This window comes from Streptomyces sp. NPDC047043, from assembly GCF_040644055.1.
In the GTDB taxonomy this organism is placed as follows: Bacteria; Actinomycetota; Actinomycetes; order Streptomycetales; family Streptomycetaceae; genus Streptomyces.
The window spans coordinates 1-22,696 of sequence record NZ_JBEYVO010000003.1; the positions used below are offsets into that span (position 1 = coordinate 1).

The following is a 22,696-nucleotide window of genomic DNA, read 5'->3' on the forward strand; positions in this document are numbered from 1 at the left end:
GCGACCCGCTACGACAAGACCGCCGAGTCCTACCAAGCAGCCGTCACCCTCGCATCGCTGCTGATGTGGGCGTGACATTTGAAGACAACTCCTAGGTAGCGGAAAGGGCCCGCCAGTATGTTGGCGGGCCCTCGTACAAGAGCGGGGTCAGGCGTACAGCCTCACCGAGTTCGTCGGGGTGAGGTCCGTCCAAAGACCGCCCGCGCAGTTGTTTGCGTCGAGATCCCACGTCACGCTTCCTGTGCCGTTGTATCCCCTGAATCCCTTGACGCCTGCGCCGCCTGTCTGGCAGTTCAGCACGGTGTAGTCGCCGATGAGATTGTGCACGTTGTACGTGCCGTAGTAGTAGAAGTCGTACACCTTTGCGTGATTGGGGCTGTCGTCCCAGATGTCGCCCTTGTAGATGCAGACATGGCCCGAGTTGCAGGCGGCGGTCTGCACTGACAGGACCGGTGAGGCGGACGCGGCCGTGGATGCGGCGACGGTCACGGGCGCGGTCAGCCCCAGGCAGGCCAGTAGCACGACGAAGGCGCGGCGCATGGTGATCTCCTGACGGGAGCGTAGGTGGGGGGCGGGTGCTTGCTGCGCTGTTCTCACCGGCAGTGCGGTACGTGCGGCTGCCATTGGGAAGGCGATCCGGTCGTCACGTACCAGTCGTTGATGTATCCGCTGTCGCTGTCGAAGTCGAGTGCGAACCAGTAGTGGTCGCCGTGGCCGTCCGCGTCGCCGTCGCCCGTGGTCCAGCAGGCCAGCATCATCGTGTTGCCGTTGTAGTAGCGGTGCCCGGTCGTGCCCGAGCCGTAGGACGGCCCGTTGTGGGAGGCCAGGTAGGACCCGGCCGAGATGCCGGTCACCGACGCACACCACACCGTGTGCCCGTCGTGGTCGCAGGCCCAGCCCGCGGCCGATGCCGGCGAGGCGGACGCGCCCACCGCAACTCCGGCCAGCGCCAGTGCGCCGGCCAACGCAGCGGCGCGACGGCGCATTGGTCCCGCGTGACGGACGTGACTCTCCATGGTGTCCCCCTGTCGTCGATTCCCCGGCGCCTCAACGTAGGTGCGGCCCAGAGGCAGCCGCCAACACTTCGAAGACCGTCGAAAGATGCCGGGCCGGCTTGCTCCTCCACATCGTGGAGCGCAGGCGATCGGACGGGAACCTGAGAGTTCTCAGGGTGACTTGGTGGGCCTCGCGCTCAGCCCCGCTCGCGCAGCACCAGCACCGCCACCGCAGCCGACAGCGCCAGCCCCGCCGACACCAGCAGTGCGATGTTCGCGCCGTGGCCCAGGCCGCCGCTCGAGGACGTGACGGTGGCGATCGTCAGGGCGACTCCGGCGCAGGAGCCGATGTAGCGGAAGGTCTGCTGGGCGCCGGAGCCCATGGCGGCCCGGGCTGCCGGGACCGATTCGACCGAGAGGAGGGGGAGGGCGGCGTTCAGGAGACCGCTGCCGATGCCGCCCAGGATCAGGCCGGGGAGGAGGCGGTGCCAGGAGCCGGAGTCGATCGCGCCGAGCATCGTCAGGACGCCGGCCGCGTGGAGGGCGAAGCCGACGGCCAGTTGGTGGCGGGGCGGGACGCGGCCCGCCAGGCGCTTGGCCTGCAGGGCGACCGCGAAGGACAGGCCCGACCAGAGCAGGAACAGCCACGCCGTGTCCATGGGGGACAGGCCGAGCACCTGCTGGAACAGCACCGGCAGGAAGCTGAAGAGGCCGATCACCGCGAGGCCCGTGAACAGACCGCCCGCGGACGACGCCAGGAAGCCCGGGCGGCGCAGCAGGCTCAGGTCGATCATGGGGGTCGTGGTCCGGTGTTCCAGCAGTGCGAACACGGCCACCAGGACCGCGGCCGCGAGGAAGAGAAGGCCCACCTCCGCGCGCAGCCAGCCGTCCCGGCCGAGGGTGAGCGCGGCGACCAGGGACACCAGCGCCAGGCCGAAGGTCAGAGCGCCCAGGATGTCGGGGCGGCCGCCCCTCGGCGAGCGGGACTCCGTCAACGTACGCGTCCCCAGGACCGCCACGACCAGCGCCGTCGCGCCCAGGACGCCGTACGCCGCCCGCCAGTCGGGCATCGCACCCGCGAGCAGCGGGCCGACCGCGATGCCGCCGCTCACGAACGCTCCCCACACGCCCGTCGCGTGCAGTCGGCCGCGTGGGGTCGGGAAGGCGTGGACCAGCAGGCCCAGGCTGCTCGCCAGGATCGCCGCACTCGCCGCGCCCTGCGCGATGCGGGCCAGCGTGAACTGCAGGGTGGAGGAGGCAAGGGCGCCGAGGGCTGTCGTGATGCCCAAGGTCAGCGTGCCCGCCAGGAAGATGCGCCGGCGGCCGTAGTCGTCGGCCAGACTGCCGGCGACCAGGAGCAGGGCGGCGAGGCCCAGTGGGGTGCCGTTGATGAGCCAGGCCTGTGCGGAGAGCGGGGTGTGCAGGGCGGCCGCGGTGTCCCGGAGCGTGACCACCGGGGCGGTGTAGGTCATCAACGTCACGGCCGTCGCCGCGCTGGTCAGGGCGAGGGTGGCACGGGGATGCGGAGGTGCCTCCGCAAGGGGCGGTGTCTTTGTACTCGACGTACCCGTCGTGCTCGGCGCGTCGACCTCGGTGAGGGTTCGTTCATTGAACCTAGTCATGTCGTGAACCGTAACACCATAGGTTCGGTCATTGAACCAACTCCTCGAAAAATGGTTACAGTGGACGTCATGGCACTGGGCAAGGACTACGCGACACAGGAGTGCTCCATCGCCCGCGCGCTGGAGATCATCGGCGAGCGGTGGACGCTGCTCGTCGTGCGCGACGCGCTCTACGGCGTCCGGCGGTACAACGACTTCCTCGTCCACCTCGGCATCCCGCGCGCGGTCCTCGCCGCGCGCCTGCAGTCGCTGACCGCGGAGGGGATCCTCGAGAAGCGGCGGTACCAGGAGTCGCCGCCGCGCGACGAGTACGTCATCACCGAGCGCGGCATCGCGCTGTGGCCCACCCTGCGCTCGCTGGGCCGGTGGGGCCGCGAGCACTTCGACGAGAGCCAGCTGCGCTACTTCCGGCACGCCGACTGCGGCACCGAACTCGGGCCGTACGGCGAATGCGCCGCGTGCGGAACCGTCGTACCGGTCGAGGACGTTCTCATGGAGCCGGGGCCCGGGCTGAGTCCGGACCCGGCGGATCCGGTCAGCCGGGCGCTGCTGAAGCCGAAGCGGTTGCTGGAGCCCATCGTGCTGCCTGCCGAGGCCGGTCAGGTATAACGAACACGGACGAACACAGCGGTCGGCGTACGTACGAGAGGGGGCGCAGAGCATGATCCGTGACCGGGCGACCATGCGCCCCGCCGTCGTACTCCTCCTCCTGCTCGTCCAGGTCGCCCTGCTCGACACCGGCACCCTCACCGCCACCGTCGCGCTCGCCGCGACCGCCGCGGCCGGGTCCGCGCTCGCCGCCTGCGCCCTGGTCGCCGCGCGCTGCGCGCCCGCGGTGCCGCCGACGCGGGTGCGGACGGCGATCCGGGACCGCGCCCGCCGTACGGCCTTCCTGCCGCAACGCGACCCCGACGCCAAGGGGCGCACCCGCCCCCGAGCGCCCGGACTCGCCCTTCCGGCGACCGTCGCGTAGGGCACACACCACCGACCGCCCTCGCGAGGGTCGTCATGCCGTCACGACCACATTCCGGCATGACCCTCGGAGGGCTCACCCATGTCCGTTTTCTCAGTGTTCGCCGATCTCGTAGAGCAACTCGCCCATCTCGTCCAGCCGTTGTTCGGCGCCACCGCCGCGGCCGCCGCGATCGTCCTGTTCACGGCTCTCGTACGACTGCTCGTGCATCCCCTGTCCCGGGCCGCCGCGCGTGGCCAGAAGGCGCGCACCGCGCTGCAGCCGAAGATCACCGAGCTGCGCACCCGGCACAAGGACGACCCCAAGAAACTCCAGCAGGCCGTGCTGGAGCTGCACGCCGAGGAGAAGGTGTCGCCGGTCTCCGGGTGCCTGCCCGGGCTGCTGCAACTGCCGGCGTTCTTCCTGCTGTACCACCTGTTCTCGAGCGCGAGCATCGGCGGGGAAAGCAATGGTCTGCTCGCTCACCAGCTGTTCGCCGCGCCGCTGGGCGGGCGGTGGATGGACGCGCTCGGAGACGGTGGGGTGTTCGGGGGTGCGGGACTGGTGTACCTCGGGCTGTTCGTCGTGGTCGCGGTGGTTGCCGCCTTCAACTACCGGCGTACCAGGCGGATGATGGCCGACAACGCCGTCCCGGAACAGCCCAGTGGGGTGGGCGCGGTCAGCAAGGTCATGCCGTTCATGTCCTTCTTCACGCTCTTCACCGTGGCGGTGGTGCCGCTGGCCGCCGCGCTGTACGTGGTGACGAGCACCACCTGGAGTGCGGTCGAGCGAGCGGTGCTCTACTCCTGACCGGTCCAGTCCGTGAACCGGGTATTGCGGACTGGACGCCCAGCTTGGAGGATCGACCAGTCCTCCGATGGCTGCACCCGTCGGCGGGCACCCGCGATCGAGGGAGACTGTGATCATGAAGCTGCTGCGAGTCGGTACGCCGGGAGCGGAGGCGCCCGCGCTGCTCGACGCCGACGGGGTGCTGCGGGACCTCTCCGGGGTCGTCCCGGACATCGACGGGGCGCTGCTCGCCGACGACGCCGCGCTCGGCCGGGTCCGGGCCGCCGCGGACGCCGGAGAGCTGCCCGCGCTGGACGCCGCCGGGCTGCGGGTCGGGCCGCCCCTCGCGCGGATCGGCAAGATCGTGTGCATCGGGCTGAACTACCACGACCACGCGCGCGAGACCGGGGCCGAGCCGCCCGCCGAGCCGGTCATCTTCTTCAAGGCCGCGGACACGGTCGTCGGGCCGAACGACACGGTGCTGGTGCCTCGGGGGTCGGTGAAGACCGACTGGGAGGTCGAGCTGGCGGTCGTCATCGGGCGTACGGCTCGGTATGTGGAGTCGGCTCAGGCCGCGCTCGGGCATGTCGCGGGGTATGCGGTGGCGCACGACGTGTCCGAGCGGGAGTTCCAGATCGAGCGGGGCGGGACCTGGGACAAGGGGAAGAACTGCGAGACGTTCAATCCGCTGGGGCCGTGGCTGGTGACGGCCGATGAGGTCGCCGATCCGCAGGATCTGTCGCTGAAGCTCTGGGTCAACGGGGAGCTGAAGCAGGACGGGACGACTGCCGAGCAGATCTTTCCGGTGGGTGAAGTCGTGCGGTACGTCAGTCAGTTCATGACGCTGTATCCGGGTGATGTGATCAATACCGGTACGCCGGCGGGGGTTGCTCTTGGGCGGCCTGAGCCGAAGCCGTTTCTTCGGGCCGGGGACGTTGTGGAGCTGGAGATTTCTGGGCTTGGTCGGCAGCGGCAGGAGTTGAAGGACGCGTAGACGCTCCGCTGGGAGAGCCGGGGAACTGCGGTCGTTCGTCGGCTGCGGGCCGTCCGTGGCTGATCGCGCAGTTCCCCGCGCCCCTAAAAGCAAACGCCAGAGCCGAAGGGTCACGCCAGCAGAGCGGCCAGTCTGTGCCATGCCTCCCTCGGGAGGGTGTCGCGGGAGCCGTTGTCCAGTACCTGTAGGGCTACGTGGTCTGCGCCCGCTGTCAGGAAGTCCTCGATGCGGGAGCGGATCGTGGAGTCGTCGCCCCATGCGAACACCGCGTCCACCAGGCGGTCGCTGCCACCGTCCTTCAGGTCCTCCTCGGTGAAGCCGTTGCGGAGGAAGTTGTTGGTGTAGTTCGGGAGGGCGAGGTACATGGCCAGGGTGCCGCGGGCCACGGCGCGGGCGCGGGTCGGGTCCGTTTCCAGGATGACCTTCAACTCCGGTGCCAGAAGCGGGGATTCGCCCAGGATCTCGCGGGCCCTGGCCGTCTGTTCGGCGGTGACCAGATACGGGACCGAGCCTGCCGAGCGGTCGCGGGCCAGCTCCAGGCTCCTGGGGCCGAGCGCGGCCAGGACGCGGCGGTCGGCGGGGACGCCTGCCTCGTCGAGGGCGTCGAGGTAGGCGACCAGGGCCGAGTACGGGCGGCGGTACTGGTCCGCGATCTTGGCATGGCTGACGCCGAGGCCGAGGACGAAGCGGCCGGGGTGGGACGCCTCCAGGTCCGCGAAGCCCGCCGCGCTCTCGGCGGCCTCGTACTGCCAGATCGACTGGATGCTCGTGCCGACGGTGAGCCTCGAGGTCGCCTCGACCAGGGGGACGGCATGGCGGGCGGCGCTGCTGCCGCCCAGCCACACGGCCCCGAAGCCCAACTCCTCCAACTCGGCCGCCGAGTCGGCCAGTTCGCTGCGGAGGGACGGGTCCTCCGAGCGCAGGCCGACGCTCCAGATGCCGTAGCGGCCGACGGATTGCTTCAAGGCGTCACTCACGGATGCGGTCCCTCCGGTCGGTGTGCTCTACAGCGGTGCCAACCGGAGGGTGCCTCGCGTTAATCCCCGTTCGGCGATCCCGTCAGCGCTTGAGGAACTCCTCCAGCGCCTCCACCACGAACCGGTGGTCCTGCAGCTGCGGCAGCCCGCTCACCGTCACCGAGCCGATCACGCCCACGCCCAGGACGTTGATCGGGAAGGAGCCGCCGTGTGCCGCGTACTCGTCGGGGTCCAGGCGGGAGGAGTCCTCGAAGGTCGAGCCCTTGGCGCGGAAGCGGGCGCCGACCAGGTAGGAGGCCGAGCCGTAGCGCTCCACCACCCGGCGCTTGCGGGCGATCCAGGCGTCGTTGTCGGGGGTCGAGCCCGGCAGCGCGGCGTGGAAGAGCTGCTGGCCTCCGCGGTGGATGTCGATCGCGACCGGCGCCTGGCGCTCCCGGGCCAGCTCCACCAGCAGCGAACCCAGCGCCCACGCGTCCTCGTAGGTGAACTGGCTGAAGACCAGGCGGCGTTCCTGGGCCTCCAGTTCCTCCAGGGGCGGAGTGATCTCCGGGTGGAACTTCGGCGTGATCTCGGTGTTGTGCGTCACAGCGTCACCGCCACTCCGTCGCGGGCCGAACGGCGGGCCGCCTCGAGCACGTCGAGTGCGGCGGCCGCCTCCAGAGCGGTCACCGGGTTGGGACCGTCGTCGTTGAGGGCCCTGGTCACGGCCGCATAGTACGACGGGTAGTCGCCGGGGAGGGTGGATACGGGAGTGCCGCCGCCGGTCAGCGGGGACTCGCCCGCGCCGAGGCGGCCGTACAGGGACTCGGGCTCCCTGCCCCACTCCGGCCCGGGGCGGTCGCCCGCGCGCAGGGCCGCCTCCTGCGGGTCGAGGCCGTACTTGACGTAACCGGCCTGCGAGCCCAGCACCCGGAAGCGCGGGCCGAGTTGGGCCGTCGTCGCGGTGGCGTAGAGGTGGGAGCGGACGCCGTTCGCGTGCGTGAGCGCGATGAACGTGTCGTCGTCCGCCTCGGCGCCCGGGCGGCGGATGTCCGACTCGGCGTAGACGGTGGTGACCGGGCCGAAGAGGACCAGGGCCTGGTCGACGAGGTGGCTGCCCAGGTCGTAGAGCAGACCTCCGATCTCTGCCGGGTCGCCGGACTCGCGCCAGCCGCCCTTGGGCTGCGGACGCCACCGCTCGAAGCGGGACTCGAAGCGCCATACGTCACCCAACTCGCCCTCGGCCAGCAGCTGCTGGAGGGTCAGGAAGTCGTTGTCCCACCGGCGGTTCTGGAAGACGGAGAGGAGCAGGCCGCGCTCCTCGGCGAGGGCGGAGAGCTCGCGGGCCTCGGCGGCGGTACCGGCGATCGGCTTGTCGACGACCACGGGGAGGCCGGCCTTGAGGGCGGTGGTCGCGAGCGGGACGTGCGTCTTGTTCGGGGACGCCACGACGACCAGGTCCAGCTCGGCGGCGCGGTCGAACAGCTCGTCGGGGGTCGCCGCGACGCGCACGTCCGGGAACCCGGCGCGGGCCTGCTCCTGCCGCTCCGGGTTCGAGGTGACCACGGTGTCGAGGACGAGGCCCTCGGTGGCGGCGATCAGCGGGGCGTGGAAGACGGAGCCCGCGAGGCCGTAGCCGACGAGGCCCACGCGGAGAGGAGTACGAGTCATGCCTCCCACTTTGGCAACGCTGTTGCCAAAGTGCAAGCGCGGGGGAGAATGGCGGGCGTGGACAGGACGAACATGAGGACTGCGGGTGGGACGGGCGGCGGTGTGAACCTGCTCGCGCTGCGCAGCCACAACACGGCGCTGGTGCTCGACCTGCTGCGCACGGCGGGGGCGGAGGGCATCAGCCGGCTCGAGCTCGCCGAGCGGACCGGGCTGACCCCGCAGGCGGTCAGCAAGATCACTGGGCGGCTGCGGGAGGAGGGGCTCGCGGCGGAGGCGGGACGGCGGGCGTCCACGGGGGGCAAGCCGCGCACGGTGCTGCGGCTCGTGCCGGAGGCGGGGCAGGCGGTGGGGCTGCACCTGGACCGGGACGAGCTGACGTCGGTGCTCTGCGATCTGACGGGTGCCGTGGTGGCGCGGCGCGAGGCCGAGTTGGACCTGGGCGCGGGGTCGGAGGCGGTCGTCGGGCGGGCGGTCCGGGAGGTCGGGGAACTGCTGGAGGCGGTCTCCGGAGGGGGCGCGCTCGGTGTCGGGGTCGCGCTGCCCGGGCCGCTCGACCATGAGCGCGGGGTGCTGCACCGGGTGACCGGGCTGCCCGAGTGGGACGGCTTCCCGCTGCGGGACGTGCTCGCCGGGCGGCTGGGGCTGCCGGTCGTGGTCGACAAGGACACCAACGCCGCCGCGCTGGGCCTTGCGGTGCGGGGCGAGGCCGGGTCCTTCGCGTATCTGCACTTCGGGGCGGGGCTGGGCGGCGGGCTGGTGATCGGGGGAGCGGTGCACCGGGGGGCCAGGACCGGCGCCGGCGAGTTCGGCCATCAGGTCATCCAGCTCGACGGGCCGCCCTGCGAGTGCGGCAACCGCGGCTGCGTCGAGGCACTGTGCCTGGCGGCGGCGGCCCGGGGCGACACCCGGGAAGCGGCCCGCGTACTCGGCACCGGCGCGGGCAACCTGGTCGCCCTCCTCGACGTGGACCTGGTACTGCTCGGCGGCCGCACGATCGCCACCGACCCGGACACCTACGTACGAGGCGTCTCCACCGCCCTCGACAACCGCGCCCACCGCGCCGGCGAGCCCCCGATCCCGGCCCGCCTGGCCTCCGGCGGGGTGGCGGAGGGGGCGGCACAGCTGGTGCTGGCGCCGTTGTTCGGGCGGGGGGACGGGTGATCGGCGGCAAGGGCGGTTGTGCGGGTGGCCCGGGCGGGAGGGCGGCCGCGCGGCGCTGCCGGCGTGCGAGTGTGTGAGTGTGCGGGAGGGCCGGACGGCGACGGCGGGAAGCCATGTCCCGTCGCGACGGGCGCAGCCCCGTCGGTACGGCCGCCGCGGCACCCGGCACCCGGCGCCCATGTCCCCTTGCCCCGATCCGCGGTGCCCGCTCCACCGCCACGACCGGCCGGCAGGTGCTGTGGTGCGGGTGCGCCCGACGGGTCCGATCGGGCGGCATCATGCGGCCGTTCGAGCCCGTGCTCGGAATGGCGGCAGCCGATCCGTACTGCCGCCGGGCACAGTCACCTGTTCATGCGACTCTGCACGCCCTTGTCCCTCTGCCTCGCAGCAGCCGCGCTTCTGCCCGCGGCGGCCCCGGCTCACGCGACCTCCCGTCCCACCTGCGCGGCACCGGACGGCCGCGCCTTCCCCCTCACCACCCGCATCCACGGCGGCCCCGACGCCTACGAGGCCGGTGGCGGATTCGGCACCTGGTATCTGGACCTCACCAACACCACCGCCCGGACCTGCGCAGACATTCACCCCGTCGTCGTACTCGTCGACGACAAGCGCGCACTGAAGCCGTCCCAGCCGCGGCTGGAGTTCTACGACGGCTCCCGTCCCCGCGCCGTCCGCTTCGAGAAGACCGACGAGGACGAACTCGTGGGCGCCTTCGACGGGTTCCCCGGCTTCACCGTCGCCCCCAAGAAGACCGTCACGGTCAAACTCCGCCTCGCGCTCACCTCGGACGCCGTACCCAACCAGGTCACCGTCGACGCGGCCGTCGTCCAGCGGGAGAACCAGGACGGCGACTGGGTCGGCCAGTCCAACGACTACTCCTTCCGCATCCAGGACGACCCCACCCCGGAACCCACCACCGGCAACGGCAACGGCACCGGCACCACCCCGCCCAGCCGTGCCCCGCGCCTCCCGTTCGCCGACGAACTCGCCCGCACCGGCCTCGGCACCCCCGGCGGCGCCGTCGCCACCGCCGCCGTCCTCGTCACCGGCGGCGCGCTGCTGCTGGCCCGAAGGCAGCGCAGACGCCGCTGAGACGCCCATTCCGCAAGATCCGGCCAGTGTTTACCCTGGGGGCGCACGCAGCACCGCGTACATGCGTACGGCAGGAGATCCCGCACATGGCAGACCGCAGGCCCATCGAGTCGTGGCTCACCGACATGGACGGTGTGCTCATCCACGAGGGCGTACCGATCCCCGGCGCCGACGCCTTCCTGAAGAAGCTGCGCGAGTCCGGCAAGCCCTTCCTCGTGCTCACCAACAACTCGATCTACACCCCGCGCGACCTGCACGCCCGGCTGCGCCGCATGGGCCTGGACGTGCCCGTCGAGTCCATCTGGACCTCGGCGCTGGCCACCGCCCAGTTCCTGGACGACCAGCGGCCGGGCGGCAGCGCCTATGTCATCGGCGAGGCGGGGCTCACGACCGCGCTGCACGACATCGGCTACATCCTCACCGACCACGAGCCCGACTACGTCGTCCTCGGCGAGACCCGGACGTACTCCTTCGAGGCCATGACCAAGGCCGTACGGCTCATCCAGGGCGGCGCCCGTTTCATCGCCACCAACCCCGACGAGACCGGCCCCTCCACCGAGGGGCCGCTGCCCGCGACCGGTGCCGTCGCCGCGCTGATCACCAAGGCGACGGGCAAGAAGCCGTACTTCGCGGGCAAGCCGAACCCGCTGATGATGCGGACCGGTCTCAACGCGATCGGCGCCCACTCCGAGACCAGCGCGATGATCGGCGACCGCATGGACACCGACGTGCTGGCCGGCATGGAGGCCGGGATGCAGACGTTCCTGGTGCTCACGGGGCTGACCCGGCCCGAGCAGGTCGAGGACTTCCCGTACCGGCCGTCCAAGGTCGTCGACTCGATCGCGGACCTCGTCGACCGGGTCTGAGGCGGCGGCTCGTGGATGACCCGTTCGGAGTAGTGGGCCGCCGCTGAGGATGCGGGGCGCGGGCCCGAGGAGGAGCCTCCAGTGTGTCTGGAGGTTTTCACGATGGGCTCACTACGTCTCACTCTCTGTACGGGTCTCCTGGCCGCCTGTGCGCTCACCCCGGTGGCGCACGCGGCGGACGGGGACGGACGCGACGTCTCGGTGACCCCGTCCACGCCAACCGCCGGCGCCGACGTCGCCCTCAGCGTGAGCGGCTGCTCCGGGAGGACGGCCACCGCGGTGTCGGCGGCGTTCGTCGCGGACGCGCGTCTCGCGGGCGCCGACGGGGCCCTCGCCGGGGAGACCCGCATCCGCACCTCGGTCGAGCCCGGCCCCTACGACGTGAAGATCACCTGCGCCGACTTCGTGATCAAGGGCAGGATCACCGTCGTATCGCAGTCGCAGTCGCAGTCGCCGTCCCACTCCAAGCCGCGCTCCCACTCCCAGGCGGAGCCCGAGCCGCAGTCGGCGGTCCCGTCCACTGTCCACGCCTCGCCCGTCGCCCCCGTCGACGCGGGCGGCGGTGGTGCCGCGCACTTCGCCACCGTGGACGCCCGCGCGACCGGGCCCAACACATGGCACGCGGTGACCGGGCTGGTTCTCGCGGGCGTCGCCGCGGCGGCCGTGGGGCTGCTGAGGGCCCGCCGGAGTCGCGGAACGGGCTGACCCGATGTCCGACGACCATGAGCATTTCTCCGGCACCGGACGTCTCCTGACGGGCGTGGCCTGGGCCGTGCTGCTGCTCGGGCTGTGGCTGTGGGGCCGGCAGGTGACCGACGTACGGCAGGGCATGGCCGCCCCGACCACCGGCGACATGGCCGCGGTCGGACGGCCTCCCGATGCGGAACTGCCGCCCGCGGCACGCCCGTTGAGGGACGCGCTGCCGCAGCGCATCGACATCCCCGGCCTGGGCGTCCAGGCACCCGTGGTGACCCGCGGCCTGGACGCGCAGGGGGCGGTCGATCCGCCGCCCTTCGACCAGGCGGGCGTCGTCGGCTGGTACGGGGCCGGGGTGAAACCGGGGGCCGCCGGAGCCGCGCTCATGGTCGGGCACGTCGACACCGAGACCCGGCCCGCCGTCTTCTACAAGCTCAGCGTCCTGCGCCCCGGCGAGACGATCCGGGTGGCCCGCGACGACGGCAAGGTCGCCGACTTCACCGTGGACGACGTCCAGGTCCTCACCCGCGACCGCTTCGACGCCCGCCGGGCCTACGCCCAGCGCGAGTCGGGCCGCGCCGAGCTGCGGCTGATCACCTGCGGTGGCACCTTCGACCGGGCGAGCCGCACCTACACGGCGAACGTGATCGTCTCGGCGTACCTCACCGGAACCGGAACCGGTCTGTGAGCGCACCCGACCCCTACCTGGCCCGGTCGGCGGCCCGCTCCCCCCGAGGCCGCCGACCGGGCTGGTCCTCAACCGCGCGCGCACGGGCTGCGGGAGTAACCCGGCGACCGGCGCGGGAGGTTCAGGGGCCACAGTGGCTGTTCTGGCCGGGGACTGGGGCCATCTGAGAAGACTCTAGAACGGATGAGCGTCAGAGCCTAGGGGGTGATTAACGCCAGGTTCCGCTACGGTGGCTCTCCGTCATTCACGCTGGTGATTCAGGGTTCTACGACCGGCTTCCGGCCCCTTCCGCCCCGTGGGACGCAACTCGGCGTCGTACGCCACCCGTTGGGCACGACCCCCGGTGCTGTAACAGCTCGCCGACAAGGCCCGGGCGATCTCGTGGGCGCGGCGAGGCGTATGTCAGGATTGAGACTTCGACCAGTGCACCCAAGGGGGAGTTGGATGTACGGCATGAGGGGGGCCGGAATGCGGGCTTCCGCGGCGGTGCTGGGGGCGGCACTGCTCGCCGCGGGGTGTTCCTCCGGAGGCGACGGCGACGAGGACGCCGGCGCGAAGATCACCCAACAGCCCAAGAGCAGCGATCCGTTCTGGGTCAACCCGGACGGCAACGCGGCGAAGCAGGTCGCCGCCTACGAGAAGTCCGGCAAGGACGACGCCGCCGAGCAGATCCGCAAGATCGCCGAGCAGCCGACCGGCGAGTGGATCGGCCCGGAGAACCCCGAGCAGGAGGCCAAGGGCTTCACGGAGGCCGCCGAGAAGGCCGACCGCACGGCCCTGCTCGTCCTCTACAACATCCCGCACCGCGACTGCGGCCAGTACTCGCAGGGCGGCGCGGCCGACGGCAACGCCTACCGCACCTGGATCGACGGCGTCGCGGCGGGCATCGGCGACCGCCCCGCCACGGTCATCCTCGAACCGGACGCCGTACTGCACCTGGTGGACGGCTGCACCCCGGACGAGTTCCACGAGGAGCGCTACGACCTCCTCAAGGGCGCGATCACCAAGCTCAAGTCCCTGAAGAACACCAAGGTCTACCTGGACGCGGGCAATGCCGGCTGGGGTCACCCCGACCAGATCTTCGAGCCCCTCCAGTGGGCCGGCATCGCCCAGGCCGACGGCTTCGCGGTCAACGTCTCCAACTTCTACTCGACGAAGGATTCCATCGCCTACGGCAAGCAGCTCTCCGCCAAGGTGGGCAACAAGCACTTCGTCATCGACACCAGCCGCAACGGCAACGGCCCGTACACGGCCGGAAAGGCCGACGAGAACTGGTGCAACCCCCCGGGCCGCAAACTGGGCGAGTCCCCGACGACGAAGACGTCGGACCCGCTGGTGGACGCCTATGTGTGGGTCAAGCGCCCCGGGGAGTCGGACGGCACGTGCAAGGGCGGGCCCAAGGCGGGCCAGTGGTGGGCGAGTTATGCACTCGCCCTTGCCAAGGCCAGTCAGTAGCCGCCGAAGCTACTGACCGGCTACGGGACCTTGACCCACTGCGCCTTGCTCGGTGTTCCCTGGTCGTCGTCGACGAACAGCATGTACCACCCGGACTGCACCAGGTTCTTGTTCTTCGGCACGGTCACCGTGATCTTGTTGCCGGACGTCTTGAAGTCCAGTGCGATCGACCGCTGATCGACATCCGTGACGTGGGTCGACGCACTGGGCCGGATCAGCCGCACCTTCTTGATGGCGGAGGCCTGTGGTGAGGTGAACGTCCCCGTCCCGCCCCGGGCGATCGTCTGCGGACCGCCCGAGAGTGACGGCCGGGAATCCCGGTACAGATACGGCGGCGTGTAGATCTCGATCCGCTGCTCGAACTTCCCCGGCTTCGTGTTCGCCTTGTCGCCGTACAGCGAGTCCGACCCGAAGAACATCACCCGCCCGTCGGGCAGCAGGATCGACCCGGAGTGGTAGTTCCGACCCACCAGCGGATCAGCCACCCGCTCGAAGGAATTGGTGTCCGTGTTGTACAGCCGCGCCTGCAGGATGTTGGAGTCGCCGCGACCCCGGTAGTCCTCCGAACCGCCCGAGACCAGCACCGAGTCGTCCGGCAGGATCGAGGACTGCGGATACCGCGTGCCCTTCTCCAGCGTCGGCCCGTCCGTGAACTTCGGGTTCTTGTCCTTCAGATCGATCAGCCGCGTCCTGTTGCTGGACTTCGCGGACTCGCCGACGCCACCGCCGCCGATCACCATGTACTTCTCGTCCTGCGCCGGAGGCAGCAGCACCGTCCCGGACGTCTCCATCTCGTTCGCGTCGCTGAGCCCGGGCAGTTTCGTGAACTTGTTGGTGTCGACATCCCAAATACCCGGAATGCGACCGACGTTGTCCGGCCCGTACCCCGCATTCGACCCCGAGTAGAAGATCTTGCCGTTCTGCAGGAGGAACAGCGCCGGGTACGTCGGGAACTGCCGGATCTTCTTCGTGTACGTCCACTTCTTGGTCGCCGGGTCGAAGATCTCGTTCTTGCCCGGCACCAACTGCCCGATGTCGTCGAGCCCGGAGACGCTGAGGATCTTGCCGTCGCTCAGCGTCGTGAGCGTCGGGTACCAGCGGGCCTCGTTCATCGGGTCGACCTTGATGTACTTCTCGGCGACCGGATCGAACTCGAAGGCGTCCCGGATCCCCTGGAAGTCCTTCTTGTCGAGCGCGAGCTTCTGCGCGATGCCGTACGTGTTGCGCGCCTCGGTGCCGGTCAGGCCCTGGATGCGGTAGTTGTCCTGGGTACCCGTCTCGTACTTGGTGCCGCTCTTCTTCGCCTCGACGTAAATCCGCCCCAGACCGGGGTCGTTGCGCAGGAACTTCCCGGTCGCCTTGTCGAAGACCTTCTTCGCGCGCGGCACGAGCACCGGGTCCTTGGACACGAAGGTCTTGCCGTTCTCCTTGCCCGTGAACTTCGTTCCCGCGGGCAGGGTGATCGGCTTGTCCGGGTTCTCGTTGTGCACCACCATCAGGCCGCCGGCCTTGGTGACATCGCCCTTCAGCTTCTCGTACCGCTTGGTGCCGCCCGCGATCAGCAGATTGCCGTTCGCCAACTGCGTGTGGCCGGTGCAGAAGAGGTCCTTCGGCGTCGGGATCTTCTTGATCGTGCCCTTGACCGGGTCCCAGATCCGGGTGTCGAACTTCTTCGCGTCGAAGTTGTCCTGGTTGTTGCCCGAACCCGCGATCAGCAGCACCTTTCCGGTGCGCAGAAGCGCCGCGTGGATGGTGTCCTGGCGGTACTCGGGCGGGAACTCGACGATGTCCCAGTGCCCGTTGTCCGCCTTGTACTCGGGTCTGTTGATCTTGTACTCGTGGTACTTCTCGGTCCCGACGCGGTAGAGCCAAGGCCCGTTCATCCCGGCCAGCGCGAGCACCACCGCCGTGCCGATCGCGAGCCGACGGGCGCGGCGGCGGCCTGCTCGGTCGTTCATTCCTTACGTCCCCCAAATCCACCAAGGGCGATCTGCATCGTCTGGTCGTTGCCCGCGTCCGAGCCTGTGCCGGAGGCGGCCCAGGTGGGCTTGTGCCCGGAGCCGTGCGGCGGCTGCCGGGCCGGCAGCGGCTGCGGCTGGTAGGCCGTCGCGGGCGGCGCCGCCGGGTCCTGCGCCGGCGGCTGGACCGGTGCGGGCGGCTGTTTCTTCGCCTGCCGCAGTCCGTACCGCCAGGCGAAGATCGGCGACGCGGTGATCAGCAGGGCGAAGGTCGCCCAGATGATCATCGCCGGGTGCGAGTGCCCCAGCGTGAAGCCGGCGCCGATGGAGGCGCCGAAGACCAGGATGAAGAACAGGTGGATCCGGAAGGTCCCGAACAGGGTGTCCGGGCTCGCCGAGTCGCCCTTGGGCGTCACCACGAACTTGCTCTTGCGGCGCAGCACGGCGTCCATCAGCGAGCGGGCGTAGATCGGCGCGGAGAGCGCCGACATCACCATGCCCGCCACACCGCCGGAGCCCTCGGGCTCGTGCGGGGAGACGTTGTGCCGGCGGTTCCAGATGTAGAGGCCGATCTGCAGCGCGGATGCGTTGCCGTACAGCATCAGCCAGACCGTCGGGTCGATGTTCACACCCGAGGCGCCCAGGCCCAGGAACAGCGCACAACTCAGCGCCGCCAGGATCCAGTTGAGGGCCGACATCGGGTAGAAGATGATCATCATCGTGTAGTTGAAGAGCTTGCCCGGAGGCAGCGAGAACCAGCCCTTCCAGTACTGCTTCAGGATCGTCTCGTACGTCCCCCGGGACCACCGCAGCTGCTGTGTGAAGAAGTCCGTCCAGGCACCCGGGCCCTCACCGACCGCCAGCACGTCCGGCGTGTACACCGACCGCCACTTCCTGCCCGTCGCCGGGTTCTTGTGCCGGTGGATCTCGAAGCCGGTCGCCATGTCCTCGGTGATCGAGTCGTACAGACCGCCGATCTGCTTGAGCGCCTTGATCCGTACGGCGTTCGACGTGCCCACGAACATCGGGGCGCCGTAGAAATTACCCGCGCGCTGGATGAGCGCGTGGAAGAGGAACTGCTGAGACTCGGCGGCCTTGGTGATCGGGTTGTCGTAGTTGCCGTACACCTGCGGGCCGATGACGAAGCCGACGTCCGGGTCGCGGAAGAAGCCGAGCATCCGCTCCAGGTAGTTGGGCAGCGGGACGTGGTCGGTGTCGACCGAGGCGAAGTAGTCGTACTCGTCGCCGTGCGCCTGCAGCCAGGAGTTGTAGTTGCCGTGCTTGGTCTTGGCGCGGAACGGGCCCTTCTTCTGGTTCCACTGCTCAACTCCCTTGCGGGAGAAGTGGTGTACGCCGAGCCGCGCGCAGACCGCCTTGACCTCGTCGTCGTCGCCCTCGTCGAGGAGCCATACATGCAGAAGGCCCCGGTGCCGCAGCCGCACGGCCGCTTCCAGGGTCTTCGTGACCATCTCCAGGGGTTCCTTGCCGGGCACGTACGTCGTGATGAAGGCGACTCTGGTGCCGGTCTCCGGCACCACCGGGACCGGGTCGCGGGCGACCAGCGTGGCGTGCGCGTTCGACAGCACGTTCATGCAGCGGAAGAACTCGATCAGACCGATCGAGACGAGCATCACGACGTCGAGCGCCGGCAGGAAGTCGAAGGCGGGGTAGTCGCGTTCGGTCCAGTGCTCCGGCTGCAGCAGCCAGCCGAGCAGGACCAGCGACAGCAGCGGCGCGGCGCCCAGCATCAGCGCGGCGCGCAGCCGGTGCGGCTCCTGCGAGAGCAGCGAGCGGTACTGCACCTTGTACGGCTTGTCCGGGTCGGGCTGGGTGAGGGGACCGGCCAGCCGGCTGTAGTGCTCGTAGTCGTATCTCGGCAGGTTCTTCTTGATCCTGCGGAACTGGCCCGTCGTGCTGTTCCGGTGCGAAGGCACCCTGAGCTGGGTGGTTTCAGACGGGTCGAAGTCTTGCCGGGCGCCCGTCGGCGTCGACGTCATGAGTCATCCCCCCACACGCAGGTCACCGCGTGTTGTGTCGGTTCCTTCCGTCCGCTGTCGAGTCCCCCTCGACTCTTCACAGACGTATCAGTGACCGGCCGCAGTCACCACACTTTCCACACCCATAGACATGGAACCGCGACCTTCCGGTTGCATGATGCCCCCCTCGGCATCCGTTCGTGAACGGGGCCCCCTATCCCCGCGAACCCGGCAACCGCTTACTTGCCCCCCAACTGCCGCGTATCCGCAGCATCTTGAAAAACAGGGTTCTACGGCGTTCATCATGATCGCAAGATGCGAAACGCGGTGTTTACCGGTCATACGCGTTCATTGTGGCGCCTGTGGGGGTCTTGTGGACCAGTTGTGGACAGTCGGGCACGGATGTTGCCGAAGTGCTCTCTTATGGCCTCCTCCGCCCGGACGGAATCGCCGGACCGCACCGCGTCCAGGATGTCCCGGTGCTGGCTGCAGGTCACTTTCGGATCCTGCGGCGCACCCCCGAGGTCGGTCTGCACCCGGTGGAAGGCGTCCCAGAACGCCTCCAGGACCTCACCCAGCAGCACGTTGTCCAGCCCCCGGTAGAGGGTGGCGTGAAAGGCCCGGTCGGTCTCGGCGAGGCCGGCGCCTCCTTGCGCGGCCTGTTGTTCCATACGTCCCACGAGCCCGTCGAGTTCAAGGAGGTCCCGTTCGGGAATCCGTCCTGCGAGCCGCGAGACGAGGCCCGTCTCCACCGCCTCGCGCAGCTCCAGCAGCTGGAGCAGGGAGTCCTCTCCCCTGTAGTGCCCGGCGACCGTGCGGAAGGCGAGGCCCTCGATCATCGGAGCCAGGGACATGGGCCCGACGTAGGTCCCGAAGCCGTGCCGGATCTCGACGATGCCCATCGCCTGCAGCGCCTTCAGCGCCTCGCGCACCGAGTTCCGGCTCGCCCCCAGGAACTCCATCAGCTCGGGCTCGGTCGGCAGCGGCGCCCCGGAGGGAAGCCTGCGGTCGATGATGAGCTTCTTGATCCGCTCTTGAAGGTCACGGGCTGCCATGGCCAGAGAGTATCCGGCCAATCAAGGGGCGTTCCCCGTTCCGGACAGTCTCCGTTCCGGGCATGCGGAAGGCCCCTCGCTCTCGCGAGGGGCCTTCCGGTCGGTGCGCCGCCAGGGACTCGAACCCCGGACCCGCTGATTAAGAGTCAGCTGCTCTAACCAACTGAGCTAGCGGCGCCTGCTGACGTGGCAACTCTACCGGACGCCCGGGGGTGCTCCGGACCACCGGGCGCCCGGGCGGACCCGGCCGCTGCGGGGCGCCGTACATCATTCGGACCGTCAACATGCGCGTCGGGAAGAGCGTTGGGAAACTGATCACCGTGCACAGAGGCGGTCATTTCCATCTGGAGTGTGAGGGGAATCGCATGGCGAGTCCGGTATTCGAGGAATTCGATCCGGCAGGCGACTGCGATTGCCCCGGATGCGCGCACTGGCGTCGCGTCCTTCCCTATTCGCGGTCGGGCCGGCACCCGGCCGCCCACCGGACCGTGATCGTGGCGGCCGCCGCGTCCGCGATGCTCGGTGCGGGGCACGTGGCACCGGCGATCGCGGCCCCGTACGCACCCCTCGGACCAGGCGTTCCCGCAGGTGACGAGGTAGAGAACCCGCAGGGCCCCAGGGCTCCGCTGTACGGCCCGGCCGGCAAGCCGGCCAAGCCCAAGGGTGCGGTCAAGGCGCCCCTGACCACCCGCGCGGAGATCATCGACCGGGCCAAGAAATGGGTCGCCGCACAGGTGCCGTACGACATGGCCGCGTACTGGTCCGACGGTTACCGGCAGGACTGCTCGGGCTACGTCTCGATGGCCTGGAGCCTGCCGCAGAACGAATGGACCGGCAGCCTCGACCAGTTCGCGGAGCGCATTTCCAAGGAGGAACTCCAGCCGGGCGACATTCTGCTGTTCCACAATCCGGCGAACCCACAGAAGGGCTCGCACGTCGTCATTTTCGGCGGCTGGACGGACTACACGCACACCTACTACACCGCCTACGAACAGACGCCGCCGCACGCCCGTCGGCAGGCCACCCCGTACGGCTACTGGAGCCACTCGGAGAGTTATCTCCCCTACCGGTACAAGGGGCTCTCGGCCGACGCGTCGGGGCCGAAGCCGAATCCGCCGGCCACCGCCCCGACGCCGTACCCGGGAGCCGCGTATTTCGGTCCCGGCGCGAACAACAAGTACGTCACCCAGCTCGGTCAGATGCTCGTCAAGCGCGGTGGCAAGCGCTTCTACACCTCGGGCCCGGGCCCGCGCTGGTCCGGCGCGGACCGCAAGGCCACCCAGGCCTTCCAGACGGCCCAGGGCTGGAAGGGCACGGCCGCCGACGGGCTGCCGGGTCCGAAGACCTGGGAGCTGCTGGTGTCCGGGAAGGGCAAGGACATCCCGGCGACCGGGGACGCCGGTCAGGGGGTGCCCGCTCCGGCGACGGGGGAAGCGGGCCAGGGGGTGCCCGCTCCGGCGACGGGGGAAGCGGGTCAGGCGGTGCCCGCTCCGGCGACCGGGGAGGCGGGTCAGGGGGTGCCCGCTCCGGCGACGGGGGAAGCGGGCCAGGTGGTGCCCGCCCCGGCGGCCGGGGCGGCGGGGCGGGCGGTGCCGGCCTCGCACGGGGTGCAGGGCTATCCGGGGCGGGCGTTGTTCCGGCCCGGTGCGGACAACGAGTACATCACCCGGCTGGGGGCGCAGCTGGTGAAGAAAGGGTTCGGCAAGTACTACACGACCGGGCCGGGACCGCGCTGGAGCGAGGCGGACCGGCGCAACGTCGAGGCCTTCCAGCGCGCCCAGGGCTGGCGGGGCGGTGCGGCGGACGGCCATCCGGGGCCGGAGACGTGGCGGCGGCTGTTCTCCTGAGCGGTCGGTTCCCCGTCCAGCGGTTCTTTTCTCACCCATCTGTTGTGACGCATCTGGCGCGGAGGCTGGAGGCACGCATGAGTACGACGACCACTTCACACACGCCCGAGTCCGAGGGGCCGGGCGGCAGGCCCGGTCGCCTCATTCAGAACGAGGCGACCACCGAGATCCCCGTCCACCTGCTGTTCCGCGACGACCCGGACCCGGTGTCGGTGCCGCTCAGGCCCGCGGTCGTGGCCCGTCGCCAGGGGACCGGGGAGCAGCCGCGGTTCCGGCGCCCGCTCCCGGCGAAGTCGCGGCCCGTGCCCGAGGTCGACCCCGAACTGGCCGAACGCCCGGCCCGGGTGCTGCCCGGCACGGCGGGCGTGCTCGCCGGTGCCTGCGGAGCGGCCGGGTGCGTGGCCGCCTCGTGGTGGGCCGGCGTCCTGCCGCCGCTCGCGACGGCGGCACTGCGGCTGCCGGCGTACGCGGGGGCCGGACTCGGTCCCGCGCAGTGGGCGGCGTACGCGGGTGCCGGGGCCCTCGGGCTGTTCGGCTTCGGCGGGCTGGCCCGCGGGCGGACCGGGCGGGCCTGGGTGCTCGGGCTGTTCGGCGGCTACCGGGGGACCGTCCGGCGCACCGGCCTGATGTGGGTCAACCCGCTGCTGCTGCGCCGCCGGGTCGACGTACGGCTGCGGCACTGGCGCAGCGAGCCGATGCCGGCGGCCGACGGCAACGGGGTCGCGCTCCGGGCCGTCGTCCTGGTGGTGTGGCGGGTGCGGGACACCGCACGGGCGACGCTCGGCGTCGAGGACCACGAGGCGTATCTGCGCGAGTGTGTCGAGGCGGCCCTCGCGCGGGTGCCGGTGGAGATGCCCGGCGGGACGCGAAGTTCGGTGGAGGCGACCGTCGACGCACTGACCCGCCTGGTCGTGGCGGACACGGCACCGGTCGGCCTCGAGGTGTTCTCCGTCCGGCCGGTCCGGGTCGAGTACGCGCCCGAGGTGGCCGCCGCGATGCACCGCCGCCGTATCGCCGCGCTGGACGCGCAGCAGCGGGCGAGCGTGCTCACGTCGGTCGTGGACTCGGTGGAGGACACGGTGACGCGGCTGACCATGCGGGGTCTGGTGGAGCTGGACGACTACGAACGCAAGGCGTTGGTGAAGGACTTGACGGTGGCGTTCTGCGCGGGGCGCGGCGAGCAAGGTCCCTGAGCCGGCCGGGAATTGACCCCCGCGATTGGTATGGACATGTTCAACGAACGGCAATAATCTGAAGCTTGGTCTAGACCTGCACGCCTCAGGAACCTCCCCCACGTTCTCCAGGGAGCGGCAGCATGCGCAAAAAGACCAAGTGGTACGCCGCCGTGGTGGGTCTCGCCACCACCGGAGCCTTCGTGCTCTCGGCCGGCGGTGCGAGCAGCCACGGCTACACCGACCTCCCCATCAGCAGGCAGAAGCTCTGTCAGAACGGCACCGTGACGAACTGCGGCGACATCCAGTGGGAGCCGCAGAGCGTCGAGGGCCCCAAGGGCTTCCCCGCCGCCGGACCGGCCGACGGTCAGATATGCAACGGCGGTGTCAGCAGGTTCAGTCAGCTCAGCTCGCCGAAGACGCCGTCCGGCGGTGCCTGGCCCACCATCAAGGTGACGGGCGGTCAGAGCTACACGTTCCGCTGGCAGTTCACCGCCATGCACGCCACGACCGACTTCAAGTACTACGTCACCAAGCCGGGCTGGAACCAGAACCACAACCTGGCCCGCTCCGACCTCAACACCACACCGTTCCTCACGGTGCCGTACAACGGTCAGCGTCCCCCGGCCACCCTCTCCCACAGCGGCACCCTGCCGTCCGGGCTGAGCGGCCACCACGTGATCCTCGCGGTGTGGACGATCGCGGACACGGGCAACGCGTTCTACGCCTGCTCCGATGTGACCTTCTGAGC

General features: G+C 70.2%; 22 protein-coding genes and 1 tRNA gene. 13 read left to right on the forward strand and 10 right to left on the reverse strand.

Going from position 1 to position 22,696, the window contains the following annotated elements; all coding sequences use genetic code 11:
• Positions 1-147: 147 nt before the first annotated feature.
• The 3 genes from ABZ880_RS05185 to ABZ880_RS05195 all read right to left on the reverse strand — a co-directional run bounded on the left by ABZ880_RS05185 (position 148) and on the right by ABZ880_RS05195 (position 2,617).
• Positions 148-540 (reverse strand): hypothetical protein, encoded by a 393-nt coding sequence (locus ABZ880_RS05185; protein WP_361257119.1) that lies wholly within the window; start codon positions 538-540, stop codon positions 148-150.
• A gap of 53 nt (positions 541-593) precedes the next feature.
• Positions 594-986, reverse strand: coding sequence for a hypothetical protein (locus ABZ880_RS05190; protein WP_361257122.1), 393 nt, complete (start codon positions 984-986; stop codon positions 594-596).
• Between the two features lie 206 nt (positions 987-1,192).
• Complete coding sequence (locus ABZ880_RS05195; RefSeq protein ID WP_361257124.1) at positions 1,193-2,617, reverse strand: MFS transporter; 1,425 nt, start codon at positions 2,615-2,617, stop codon at positions 1,193-1,195.
• Positions 2,618-2,686: 69 nt separating this feature from the next.
• On the opposite strand from ABZ880_RS05195, the gene ABZ880_RS05200 reads away from it, so the two are divergent.
• From ABZ880_RS05200 to ABZ880_RS05215, 4 genes are all read left to right on the forward strand, one after another.
• Positions 2,687-3,226, forward strand: coding sequence for a helix-turn-helix domain-containing protein (locus ABZ880_RS05200; RefSeq protein WP_361257127.1), 540 nt, complete (start codon positions 2,687-2,689; stop codon positions 3,224-3,226).
• A gap of 52 nt (positions 3,227-3,278) precedes the next feature.
• Positions 3,279-3,590 carry a DUF6412 domain-containing protein gene (locus ABZ880_RS05205; RefSeq protein ID WP_361257131.1) on the forward strand — a complete coding sequence of 104 codons (312 nt, stop codon included), beginning with the start codon at positions 3,279-3,281 and terminating at the stop codon, positions 3,588-3,590.
• An 81-nt stretch (positions 3,591-3,671) separates the two neighbouring features.
• Positions 3,672-4,379, forward strand: a complete 708-nt coding sequence (gene yidC, locus ABZ880_RS05210; protein WP_361257134.1) for a membrane protein insertase YidC — start codon at positions 3,672-3,674, stop codon at positions 4,377-4,379.
• 115 nt (positions 4,380-4,494) lie between these two features.
• Positions 4,495-5,352, forward strand: a complete 858-nt coding sequence (locus ABZ880_RS05215) for a fumarylacetoacetate hydrolase family protein (RefSeq protein WP_361257137.1) — start codon at positions 4,495-4,497, stop codon at positions 5,350-5,352.
• Between the two features lie 110 nt (positions 5,353-5,462).
• Here the strand turns inward: ABZ880_RS05215 and ABZ880_RS05220 are convergent, their stop codons facing one another.
• The 3 genes from ABZ880_RS05220 to ABZ880_RS05230 form a co-directional block, all read right to left on the reverse strand.
• Positions 5,463-6,329 (reverse strand): LLM class F420-dependent oxidoreductase, encoded by an 867-nt coding sequence (locus ABZ880_RS05220; protein ID WP_361257140.1) that lies wholly within the window; start codon positions 6,327-6,329, stop codon positions 5,463-5,465.
• 82 nt (positions 6,330-6,411) lie between these two features.
• Positions 6,412-6,915, reverse strand: a complete 504-nt coding sequence (locus ABZ880_RS05225; protein ID WP_361257143.1) for a heme-degrading domain-containing protein — start codon at positions 6,913-6,915, stop codon at positions 6,412-6,414.
• Positions 6,912-7,979 carry a Gfo/Idh/MocA family oxidoreductase gene (locus tag ABZ880_RS05230; RefSeq protein ID WP_361257146.1) on the reverse strand — a complete coding sequence of 356 codons (1,068 nt, stop codon included), beginning with the start codon at positions 7,977-7,979 and terminating at the stop codon, positions 6,912-6,914. The genes ABZ880_RS05225 and ABZ880_RS05230 overlap by 4 nt, the downstream gene beginning before the upstream one ends.
• Positions 7,980-8,051: 72 nt before the next feature.
• On the opposite strand from ABZ880_RS05230, the gene ABZ880_RS05235 reads away from it, so the two are divergent.
• The 6 genes from ABZ880_RS05235 (at position 8,052) to ABZ880_RS05260 (ending at position 13,937) form a co-directional block, all read left to right on the forward strand.
• Positions 8,052-9,140 (forward strand): ROK family transcriptional regulator, encoded by a 1,089-nt coding sequence (locus ABZ880_RS05235; RefSeq protein ID WP_361257148.1) that lies wholly within the window; start codon positions 8,052-8,054, stop codon positions 9,138-9,140.
• A 345-nt stretch (positions 9,141-9,485) separates the two neighbouring features.
• Positions 9,486-10,232, forward strand: a complete 747-nt coding sequence (locus ABZ880_RS05240; RefSeq protein ID WP_361258152.1) for a hypothetical protein — start codon at positions 9,486-9,488, stop codon at positions 10,230-10,232.
• Between the two features lie 86 nt (positions 10,233-10,318).
• Positions 10,319-11,098, forward strand: coding sequence for an HAD-IIA family hydrolase (locus ABZ880_RS05245; RefSeq protein WP_361257151.1), 780 nt, complete (start codon positions 10,319-10,321; stop codon positions 11,096-11,098).
• A gap of 102 nt (positions 11,099-11,200) precedes the next feature.
• Positions 11,201-11,803, forward strand: coding sequence for a hypothetical protein (locus tag ABZ880_RS05250; protein WP_361258155.1), 603 nt, complete (start codon positions 11,201-11,203; stop codon positions 11,801-11,803).
• Between the two features lie 4 nt (positions 11,804-11,807).
• Positions 11,808-12,482, forward strand: a complete 675-nt coding sequence (locus tag ABZ880_RS05255) for a class F sortase (RefSeq protein ID WP_361257154.1) — start codon at positions 11,808-11,810, stop codon at positions 12,480-12,482.
• Between the two features lie 444 nt (positions 12,483-12,926).
• On the forward strand, positions 12,927-13,937 hold the full coding sequence (locus tag ABZ880_RS05260) for a glycoside hydrolase family 6 protein (protein ID WP_361257157.1): 1,011 nt from the start codon (positions 12,927-12,929) through the stop codon (positions 13,935-13,937).
• A 20-nt stretch (positions 13,938-13,957) separates the two neighbouring features.
• On the opposite strand, the gene ABZ880_RS05265 is transcribed toward ABZ880_RS05260, so the two are convergent.
• From ABZ880_RS05265 to ABZ880_RS05280, 4 genes are all read right to left on the reverse strand, one after another.
• A complete protein-coding gene (locus ABZ880_RS05265) occupies positions 13,958-15,895 on the reverse strand; it encodes a kelch motif-containing protein (RefSeq protein ID WP_361257160.1) in 1,938 nt (645 codons plus the stop codon).
• Complete coding sequence (locus ABZ880_RS05270; protein WP_361257163.1) at positions 15,892-17,892, reverse strand: glycosyltransferase family 2 protein; 2,001 nt, start codon at positions 17,890-17,892, stop codon at positions 15,892-15,894. The genes ABZ880_RS05265 and ABZ880_RS05270 overlap by 4 nt, the downstream gene beginning before the upstream one ends.
• Positions 17,893-18,209: 317 nt before the next feature.
• On the reverse strand, positions 18,210-18,926 hold the full coding sequence (locus ABZ880_RS05275; protein WP_361257166.1) for a FadR/GntR family transcriptional regulator: 717 nt from the start codon (positions 18,924-18,926) through the stop codon (positions 18,210-18,212).
• Between the two features lie 104 nt (positions 18,927-19,030).
• Positions 19,031-19,104: transfer RNA gene (locus tag ABZ880_RS05280), tRNA-Lys, on the reverse strand.
• 187 nt (positions 19,105-19,291) lie between these two features.
• Between ABZ880_RS05280 and ABZ880_RS05285 the strand changes: the two genes are divergently transcribed.
• The 3 genes from ABZ880_RS05285 (at position 19,292) to ABZ880_RS05295 (ending at position 22,694) form a co-directional block, all read left to right on the forward strand.
• On the forward strand, positions 19,292-20,773 hold the full coding sequence (locus tag ABZ880_RS05285) for a peptidoglycan-binding protein (RefSeq protein ID WP_361257169.1): 1,482 nt from the start codon (positions 19,292-19,294) through the stop codon (positions 20,771-20,773).
• A 77-nt stretch (positions 20,774-20,850) separates the two neighbouring features.
• A complete protein-coding gene (locus ABZ880_RS05290) occupies positions 20,851-21,966 on the forward strand; it encodes an SPFH domain-containing protein (RefSeq protein ID WP_361257172.1) in 1,116 nt (371 codons plus the stop codon).
• Between the two features lie 122 nt (positions 21,967-22,088).
• Complete coding sequence (locus ABZ880_RS05295) at positions 22,089-22,694, forward strand: lytic polysaccharide monooxygenase (protein ID WP_361257175.1); 606 nt, start codon at positions 22,089-22,091, stop codon at positions 22,692-22,694.
• Positions 22,695-22,696: the final 2 nt, after the last annotated feature.

Excerpts from the sequence above, each read along its gene's own strand:
- ABZ880_RS05185 (WP_361257119.1), bottom strand. The coding sequence starts at position 540 with ATGCGCCGCGCCTTCGTCGTGCTACTGGCCTGCCTGGGGCTGACCGCG.
- ABZ880_RS05190 (WP_361257122.1), bottom strand. The coding sequence starts at position 986 with ATGCGCCGTCGCGCCGCTGCGTTGGCCGGCGCACTGGCGCTGGCCGGA.
- ABZ880_RS05195 (WP_361257124.1), bottom strand. The coding sequence starts at position 2,617 with ATGACTAGGTTCAATGAACGAACCCTCACCGAGGTCGACGCGCCGAGC.
- ABZ880_RS05200 (WP_361257127.1), top strand. The coding sequence starts at position 2,687 with ATGGCACTGGGCAAGGACTACGCGACACAGGAGTGCTCCATCGCCCGC.
- ABZ880_RS05205 (WP_361257131.1), top strand. The coding sequence starts at position 3,279 with ATGATCCGTGACCGGGCGACCATGCGCCCCGCCGTCGTACTCCTCCTC.
- yidC (WP_361257134.1), top strand. The coding sequence starts at position 3,672 with ATGTCCGTTTTCTCAGTGTTCGCCGATCTCGTAGAGCAACTCGCCCAT.
- ABZ880_RS05215 (WP_361257137.1), top strand. The coding sequence starts at position 4,495 with ATGAAGCTGCTGCGAGTCGGTACGCCGGGAGCGGAGGCGCCCGCGCTG.
- ABZ880_RS05230 (WP_361257146.1), bottom strand. The coding sequence starts at position 7,979 with ATGACTCGTACTCCTCTCCGCGTGGGCCTCGTCGGCTACGGCCTCGCG.
- ABZ880_RS05235 (WP_361257148.1), top strand. The coding sequence starts at position 8,052 with ATGAGGACTGCGGGTGGGACGGGCGGCGGTGTGAACCTGCTCGCGCTG.
- ABZ880_RS05245 (WP_361257151.1), top strand. The coding sequence starts at position 10,319 with ATGGCAGACCGCAGGCCCATCGAGTCGTGGCTCACCGACATGGACGGT.
- ABZ880_RS05250 (WP_361258155.1), top strand. The coding sequence starts at position 11,201 with ATGGGCTCACTACGTCTCACTCTCTGTACGGGTCTCCTGGCCGCCTGT.
- ABZ880_RS05255 (WP_361257154.1), top strand. The coding sequence starts at position 11,808 with ATGTCCGACGACCATGAGCATTTCTCCGGCACCGGACGTCTCCTGACG.
- ABZ880_RS05260 (WP_361257157.1), top strand. The coding sequence starts at position 12,927 with ATGTACGGCATGAGGGGGGCCGGAATGCGGGCTTCCGCGGCGGTGCTG.
- ABZ880_RS05265 (WP_361257160.1), bottom strand. The coding sequence starts at position 15,895 with ATGAACGACCGAGCAGGCCGCCGCCGCGCCCGTCGGCTCGCGATCGGC.
- ABZ880_RS05270 (WP_361257163.1), bottom strand. The coding sequence starts at position 17,892 with ATGACGTCGACGCCGACGGGCGCCCGGCAAGACTTCGACCCGTCTGAA.
- ABZ880_RS05275 (WP_361257166.1), bottom strand. The coding sequence starts at position 18,926 with ATGGCAGCCCGTGACCTTCAAGAGCGGATCAAGAAGCTCATCATCGAC.
- ABZ880_RS05285 (WP_361257169.1), top strand. The coding sequence starts at position 19,292 with ATGGCGAGTCCGGTATTCGAGGAATTCGATCCGGCAGGCGACTGCGAT.
- ABZ880_RS05290 (WP_361257172.1), top strand. The coding sequence starts at position 20,851 with ATGAGTACGACGACCACTTCACACACGCCCGAGTCCGAGGGGCCGGGC.
- ABZ880_RS05295 (WP_361257175.1), top strand. The coding sequence starts at position 22,089 with ATGCGCAAAAAGACCAAGTGGTACGCCGCCGTGGTGGGTCTCGCCACC.